This window comes from Deltaproteobacteria bacterium, assembly GCA_005879795.1.
Taxonomy (GTDB): domain Bacteria; phylum Desulfobacterota; class Binatia; order DP-6; family DP-6; genus DP-6.
Genome location: VBKJ01000149.1, coordinates 37,961 through 44,642 on the forward strand (window position 1 = coordinate 37,961; position 6,682 = coordinate 44,642).

Consider the following 6,682-nt stretch of genomic DNA (forward strand, 5'->3'; position numbering starts at 1 on the left):
GAACTCTAAATTTGGCCTGCAATGCTCGCCTCCAGCTCGGCCAAGCCGATATCGTAGTCGACGATCGATCTGAGCAAGTCGATCTCCCCGTCGCGGATGTCCTCCTGGGCGTCGGTAACGTCCTTGTTGGTGGCCTGGCCGAGGGCAAACCGCGCCCGGGCGATCTCCAGCTTGCCCTCCGCCTGCTCCACGCTCACGGCGAGCGGCTTCATGCGCTCCAGGCTCGTCCGGAGCCTGATCTCGGCGGTCCGGACCTGCAGCTCGACGAGCCGCTTCGTCTGCGCGAGCTGGGTCTCGAAACGCGTGTGCTCGATCCTCGCCCGCGAGAGAAGGGATCGCGCGGCGACATTTCCGAGCGGATATGAGAAGAGCAATCCCGCCGCCCATTCGTCGCCGCGGAAATCCAACGCGCGACCGACCGTCGTCCCGGTCTGTGTCCTGCCGTACGCGGCCGTGAGATCGACGTTCGGCAGGAGGCCATTTTGCGCCACCCGGACGTTCAGCCAGCTCTTCTTGAGAGCCTCGTCGGCGGCCATGATCTCCGGTCGGCGCTCGTTGGCCAGGGCGATCCACGTCTCCAGATCCGATGGAATGGGCTGGAAGTCGATCGCCTCGTGCCGGACTTGCGTCTCCGTGCCGATGGGCACGCCGAGGACGTCGCTCAGGGCGTTCTGTGCCAGCTGGCGGTTCCCCTCGGCCCTCGCGAGCGTCTCCGCATCCTGCGCGCGGATGATCTCGGCGCTGTAGACGTCGCGCTTGGTCACCAGGCGGGCCTTGAAGAGGGCATTGGACGCTTCGATCAGGGCCTCGTCCCTCGCGAGCGCGTCCTGCGCGACGTCGATGATCAGGTCCGCGAGGATGGCGTTGTAGTAGGCGGCCTTGGTCAGGGCCATGACCGTCAGGATGTCGGCCTGAAGCTGCGCCGCGGCGATCCGCCAATCGTACTCGGCGTCCTTGATCGGCCGGGTGGCCACGTAGATGCGTCCCCCGCGCAGGAGCGGCTGCAGGATCCTGACGGTGTAGTTCGACACGAACTCGCGAGGGGGTCGCTCTCCGGCGGTATCCGTCCTTCTGAAGAAGCCCTCCACACCGATGTTGCCTCCCGTGGGGATGTTCTCGCTGATGAAGGCGGCGGGCGTGCGGATGCTGGTGTCCGAGATGCGCCGACCGTCCAGGATGATGCGGTCATCGTTCAGCCTCTCTATCCCCACCTCCTTCCTACGCGACGCGGTCAAGCTGGCGCCGACGAGCGGATGGAAGATCGCCTTGGCCCTCGCGATCTCGGTCTCCAGCGCGTCCTCGTTCAGCCTGGTGATCTGGAGGGGCAGGTTCTTCTCGAGCCCAAGCTCGACCGCTTCCTCGAGCGCCAGCGAGAGCTTCTCGGGGGGCGCCGGGGCTCCCGGCAGCCGTTTGCGACGGATATCGTCGAGGACGCGCTTGATCCTGCCCAGGTCCTCCTCGGAGATGACCGTGTGGTTGCGGCCTCTGCCCTCAGGATTCTTCGTCAGGTACGCGTACATCCTCTCACCGAGCGGCGCCGCGCCCGCGGCGGGCTGCCCGAGCTTCGGCAACACGGTGTCGCGCCAGCGCCGTGTGACCTCCTTCTCCGCGGCGGTGATCGCCGCGAACGCGCTCTGCCCTTCGAGCGGGATTTTCCCGTCGAGGCCGGCGGGCGCTGGGGCCGTGACGGGTTGCTCGAAGGGCGCGCGCTTCACCTGGGGGCCGGAGGTCCGTACCGGAGCGGCAGGCGCCGCCCGGCGGGAATCGTCAGTCGCTACACGCGGAGGTTCCGAGGCCATCGAGTCGGGCGTCGGCGGGAGAGGAAGCTGCGAGAGGAGGAGAACGCCAAGCGGTGGTACCAGGCGTGACCTCGAGCGCATCATCCGTTCCTACGTTCAGCGCACCCTGCGTCTTGCCGGAGGTCTCCCAGGGCAATTCCCATGCAGCCCGCTACTGGCCGCCGCCGCCCGGTTGTTTCTTGACGATCTCCGTCTGCGGCGTCACCGTCACCGTCGCGCCGAGCAGGGTGAAGGTGTTCCGCGCGCCATCTACCTGGCTCACGCGGCCCTCGAGCTTCGTCGCACGCGACCCCTGCTGCTTCGGCGGCTTGATGCGGACCTCGCTCGCCTTGAGGACACCGTCCGCGCCGAGCGTTCCATCCACGGAGATCCACTGCCCTTGCTTGAAGTCGGCGAACACGATGGGCTCGCGGCTCTCGCCGGCGAGCGCGGTCTCGGCCGACGTTGAAATCTTGATTCCCATTACGGCGAGTGTCCTGGCCGTCGCATCGACGCTCTCGATGACACCGCCCAGACCGTCCTCCTCCCCCTGCCGGGTGTCGATCTCGATCAGGTCCGCCGCCACGGCCCTCGGTCCGACGAGCCGGCCCTTGACCTCGACGCGCGTCCCGGCCTGCAGCTCGCCCGGGAACGCCGCCAGGGTCGGGGCCGCCATCCCGCACACCCATGCCGCCGACACGGCGACGAACAGAGCCCTTCGTCCGACTATCGTGCTGCCGCTCCTCGTCATGCGTGAACCGACGATGGTGTGGGGCGGAAGGTTGACACCTCACGCGACCTCCCGGACGAGCCACGGGGCCACCGTTCGCAGAGGAGGCTCGCGGCGAGGTCGGGCGCTGCCGATGCGCTCGACTTCGTACCGCCTCGTGGTGACTAACGCTCACCAACTTACGTGACTATGCCCCCAGGAGCCGGCTCCGGGGCGCTCCGAGGGCCCCGCCCTCGCCCGACCACCATCGATGTTCTCTTGACCGCACGACCCTCGCCGGCATACGAGCGGCCAGCGAGGAGGGGGGTCCCATGGTACGCAACGACGCTTCGCGGCAGAGGGGGAGGTCATCGAGCGGTACGGGCCGAAGGGTCTGACGCGAGCCGCGTAGAGCCGCCCCGATGGGCCTTTCCGCAGCAGCGGCGAACCTCGAGTGGGGCGAGTGCATCGTGCCGGTCGCCCCCGTGCCGCCCGCCCTGCGGGCGGAGGTACGCAAGGCCGTCGGCGCGGTGCCCGGCTGGCTCGCGCGCCTGGCGCCGAGCCCGTGGCTCGTGCGGGGGCTGTGCGAGATCATCAAGCGGCCGATCGCCCACGCCCCGCTCGAGGTCTGCGACCTGGTCACGCTGGTGGTGAGCCAGGAGAACTCCTGCCGCTACTGCTACGGCGTCCAGCGCGCGGTGCTCAAGATATTCGGCCAGCGCGACGAGTACATCGATGCGCTCGTGCGCGATGGGCAGGTCGGCGAGCTGACGCCGGCGGCGCGGGCGGCGCTCGACCTGGCCCGGCGGCTGACGCGCGCGAACCCCCGGCCCGGCGGCGCCGACTTCGAGGCGCTGGTCCGTGCCGGGTTCAGCCGCGCGGCCGCCGCGGAGGTCGTCTTCGCGGCGGCGGGCAACGCCATCACGAACCGCGTCGGGACGCTCCTGGCTCTGCCCCCGGAGCCGCTCGTGTCGTTCGTCGCGAGCCCGGTCTTCCGCCTCGTGCGGCCGCTCCTCGCGTGGCGCATGCGCCCGCGGCCGCGGGCGCCGGAGCCGGCGCCGCACCCGGACGACGGGCCGTGCGCGGCGGTGGTCGCCGCGCTCGACGGCTCCCCCGCCGCCGGGGTGCTCCGCCGGACGATCGACGGCGCCTGGGCCTCGGCGGTCCTGCCCCGGCGGACGAAGACGCTCATGCTGGCGGTGATCGCGAGGGCGCTCGGCTGCGCGCACGGCGAGGGCGAGGCGCGCCGCCTCCTGGCGGCCGAGGGGCTCCCGCCGGCCGAGCTCGACGGCATCCTGGCCAACCTGGGCTCGCCCCGGCTCGATGCGCGCGAGGCCCGCCTGCTGCCCTTCGCGCGCGAGACGGTGCGCTACCAGCCGGCCGCCATCCAGCGGCGCACGCGCGAGGTCGCCCAGGGGCTCAGCCCGGAAGAGGTCCTCGAGGCGGTCGGCATCGCGGCGCTCGCCAACGCCGTCTGCCGGATGAGCGTGGTGATCGACGCGTGCTGATCCTCGCGGCGGCGCTGGCCGCCGTCGTGGTGGCGCTCGTCCTCTGGCTCGGCCACACGCGGCGGACGGCCGCGGCCCTGGAGGAGCGCCTGGCGGCCGCGGCGGGGAGCCTCGAGTCGCTGCAGCAGGCGTTCGCGCGCTTCGCGCCCGCCCAGGTGGTGGAGGACATCATCGCGCAGGGGGTGTCGACGCGCTCGGAGAAGAAGGAGGTGACGGTCCTGTTCGCCGACCTGAAGGACTTCACGGCCCTCGCCGAGCATCTCGATCCGGACCTCCTCGTGCGCATCCTGAACGGCTACTTCGAGCGCTTGAGCCGGGCGATCACCAATCACCGCGGCCACGTCGCAAAGTTCATCGGGGACGGCATCCTGGCACTCTTCGGGGCGCTCGAGGAAAACCCCTGGCAGACCAACGACGCCGCGCACGCCGCGCTCGCGATGCGGGCGGCGCTGGCCGACTACAACGCGGCGCTCGCCGCCGACGGCCTGCCGGCCCTCGCCATGGGCGTCGGCATCCATCGCGGCACGGTGGTCGCGGGGGTGATCGGCAGCGCCGAGCTGATCGAGTACGGCGTCATCGGCAGCGCCGTGAACCTGGCCGCGCGCGTCCAGGAGCTGACCCGGGCGCACGCCGTCGACGTCCTCGTCACCGCGGCGGTACGCGACGCGCTCGACCCGCGCTTCACCCTCCACGCCCTGCCGCCCCTCGAGGTGAAGGGGCTGCCCGCCCCGGTCGGCACCTTCGCCGTCGATCGCTTCGACGCCGAGACGCGCGCTCAGACGCCCTCGACCCCGTAGAGCTCCGCCACTTTGTCGGGCAGGACGAGGTCGCGCTCCGCCTCGCTCAGGTGGGCCGCGTGCCGGGCAAGCACCTCCCGGGACCACGGCCACGTCGAGTCGCTGTGCGGGAAGTCGTTGGCCCACATCAGCCGGCGCGGGTTCTCCAGTCGATTCCAGATGCAGGTCAGCCCCAGACCCGCGGCTTCCGTCCCCGCCACGGGTGCGCCTGCTCGAGCTGCGCCGCGAGGCGGAAGAGGGTGCCTCGTCCGCATAGCGCCCGACGAGCTGCATGCCGAGCGGCAGGCCGTCGGCGGTGTGGACGAGCGGCAGCGAGATCGCCGGCTGTCCGGTCAGGTTGAAGGGCGGCGTGAAGGGCAGGGCGCGCGCCTGCTTGCGGTTCAGCTCGCGCGGATCCTGCCCGGGCCCCAGGTCGCCGATCCGGGGGAGCGCGGTGCCGCGCATTGGCGTCAGAAAGACGTCACTTCGCGACCCGCTCGAGCGCGTCCTCGATCTCCGGGTCGATCGCGTGGCCGTCGGGGGTCTCGGCGGAGAAGGCGATGCGCAGGCGCCCGGGCGGCGTGCGGATCTCTTCCATGTACGGGGCACGCCTTCGGCGGCGGCGCATGGGGGCTGGCCGGTTCGGGATACCCCGTCGCGTCGAGCATGGCGGCGCTGTCCCGGACGGTGCGGCTCACGAGGTGCTCGACGACGAAGCCGATCGCCCGTTCGGCATCCTCCCCGCCGCCGGGGTTCCGGTCGCGCGTGATCTTCAGGCCCACCAGCCCGCAGCACGCGGCCGGGATACGGATCGAGAGTGATGACCCCGGATGCGGGAGCGGTCCGGGGTGCGGCGGGTGACGCGGCGCTGGAAGAGAAGCTGGACTTGGTCGGGCGGCCGACTTCGTCGGATGACCTCCTCGAAGAAGACGCGGCCTGTGAGCGGGCGGTCGAGGATCTGGGTGAGGGAAAACTCCGTCCTGCAGGATGGAGAGGTCGCCGCAGCGCGATCTCCTTCTCGGGCAGGTCCTCGATTCAGCCGGGCGACGTCCAGCGTCTCCACGCACCGCGCCACGATCTCGAGACGCTCCCGGTAGGCGGTCATCTCCTCCGGGGTGGGGCGATCCCCTGGCAGCCCGTTCCGCAGCACCTCTTCGGGATACTCGTCGGGGGAGGCGAGGTACGCCCGCCGGGTCCGCCGGCAGCCTCTCTCGCGGGCGAGGTCCAGCACCCTGTGGACGAAAAGGCTCCGGGCCCAGGGACTCGAGGCGGGCGACGTCCTTCGGGCCGTCCAGCTTCTCTCCTGAGACGAGCTTTGCGAGCCGCTCTGGACCGCGTCCTCGACGTCGTCCTGCAGCTTCGGAAAGCGCTTGCGGGCGAGGGCGAGCCACTGCCGCCGGAACGCCTCCAGCACCTCGCCGAGCGGCGGGTCCGGCGAGGCGGACCTCGCGGAGCGCAGGATCGCGAGGATCGCTTCTGGCCGCGCGTCCAGCACGCGCGAGGATGGTCCGGGAGCGAGTGGAGCGTCAAGACGAGCGCCGCCTCAGGTGCCACCTCGTGACACGGCGTCTGCGCGGTGTGTCTCTCGCAAACACTACCAACCGGGATTGACGGCTTTCAGGCCCGGCCGTACGGTCCCCACCGGGCGCGTCCTGATCGCGCCCCGCAACCCGCGTGAACGCGTCCAAATGAAGGCTCCCGCTGGGCCGCGCGGCCTGGTCGTCCTAGCAGCGCTCTCGCTGGCCTTCCCACTCGACGCCTCGGGGGCGACGTGGCCGCGCGAGGACGTCACCACGGCGATCGGCCTCAGCACCACCACCGTCGTCCTCCCCACCTCGACGCTCACCATCCCGACCACCACCACGGCCCGGACGCTCAGTACCACCACCGTGGTTCTGCCGACGACCACGC

General features: G+C 71.0%; 6 protein-coding genes and 2 pseudogenes. 3 read left to right on the forward strand and 5 right to left on the reverse strand.

What is annotated here, in order from left to right; all coding sequences use genetic code 11:
• Positions 1-5: 5 nt before the first annotated feature.
• Both E6J59_12345 and E6J59_12350 read right to left on the reverse strand, forming a co-directional pair.
• A complete protein-coding gene (locus E6J59_12345) occupies positions 6-1,883 on the reverse strand; it encodes a hypothetical protein (GenBank protein TMB19278.1) in 1,878 nt (625 codons plus the stop codon).
• Between the two features lie 67 nt (positions 1,884-1,950).
• Positions 1,951-2,454: a hypothetical protein gene (locus E6J59_12350; GenBank protein ID TMB19279.1), complete on the reverse strand. Its 504-nt coding sequence runs from the start codon at positions 2,452-2,454 to the stop codon at positions 1,951-1,953.
• A gap of 455 nt (positions 2,455-2,909) precedes the next feature.
• Between E6J59_12350 and E6J59_12355 the strand changes: the two genes are divergently transcribed.
• Both E6J59_12355 and E6J59_12360 read left to right on the forward strand, forming a co-directional pair.
• Positions 2,910-3,995 (forward strand): hypothetical protein, encoded by a 1,086-nt coding sequence (locus E6J59_12355; GenBank protein ID TMB19280.1) that lies wholly within the window; start codon positions 2,910-2,912, stop codon positions 3,993-3,995.
• Positions 3,506-4,792, forward strand: coding sequence for an adenylate/guanylate cyclase domain-containing protein (locus tag E6J59_12360; protein TMB19281.1), 1,287 nt, complete (start codon positions 3,506-3,508; stop codon positions 4,790-4,792). The genes E6J59_12355 and E6J59_12360 overlap by 490 nt, the downstream gene beginning before the upstream one ends.
• On the opposite strand, the gene E6J59_12365 is transcribed toward E6J59_12360, so the two are convergent.
• The 3 genes and pseudogenes from E6J59_12365 to E6J59_12375 form a co-directional block, all read right to left on the reverse strand.
• The gene (locus tag E6J59_12365; GenBank protein TMB19282.1) at positions 4,771-4,992 is read right to left on the reverse strand and encodes a hypothetical protein; all 222 of its coding nucleotides are present in this window, start codon (positions 4,990-4,992) and stop codon (positions 4,771-4,773) included. The genes E6J59_12360 and E6J59_12365 overlap by 22 nt on opposite strands.
• A pseudogene (locus E6J59_12370) lies at positions 4,959-5,236 on the reverse strand (hypothetical protein). The gene E6J59_12365 and the pseudogene E6J59_12370 overlap by 34 nt, the downstream one beginning before the upstream one ends.
• Positions 5,237-5,252: 16 nt before the next feature.
• Positions 5,253-5,583 (reverse strand): annotated as a pseudogene (locus E6J59_12375) (hypothetical protein).
• A gap of 876 nt (positions 5,584-6,459) precedes the next feature.
• On the opposite strand from E6J59_12375, the gene E6J59_12380 reads away from it, so the two are divergent.
• Positions 6,460-6,682, forward strand: a 223-nt coding sequence (locus E6J59_12380) for a hypothetical protein (protein ID TMB19283.1), incomplete at its 3' end; no start/stop codon positions are given.

Excerpts from the sequence above, each read along its gene's own strand:
- E6J59_12345 (TMB19278.1), bottom strand. The coding sequence starts at position 1,883 with ATGATGCGCTCGAGGTCACGCCTGGTACCACCGCTTGGCGTTCTCCTC.
- E6J59_12350 (TMB19279.1), bottom strand. The coding sequence starts at position 2,454 with ATGGCGGCCCCGACCCTGGCGGCGTTCCCGGGCGAGCTGCAGGCCGGG.
- E6J59_12355 (TMB19280.1), top strand. The coding sequence starts at position 2,910 with ATGGGCCTTTCCGCAGCAGCGGCGAACCTCGAGTGGGGCGAGTGCATC.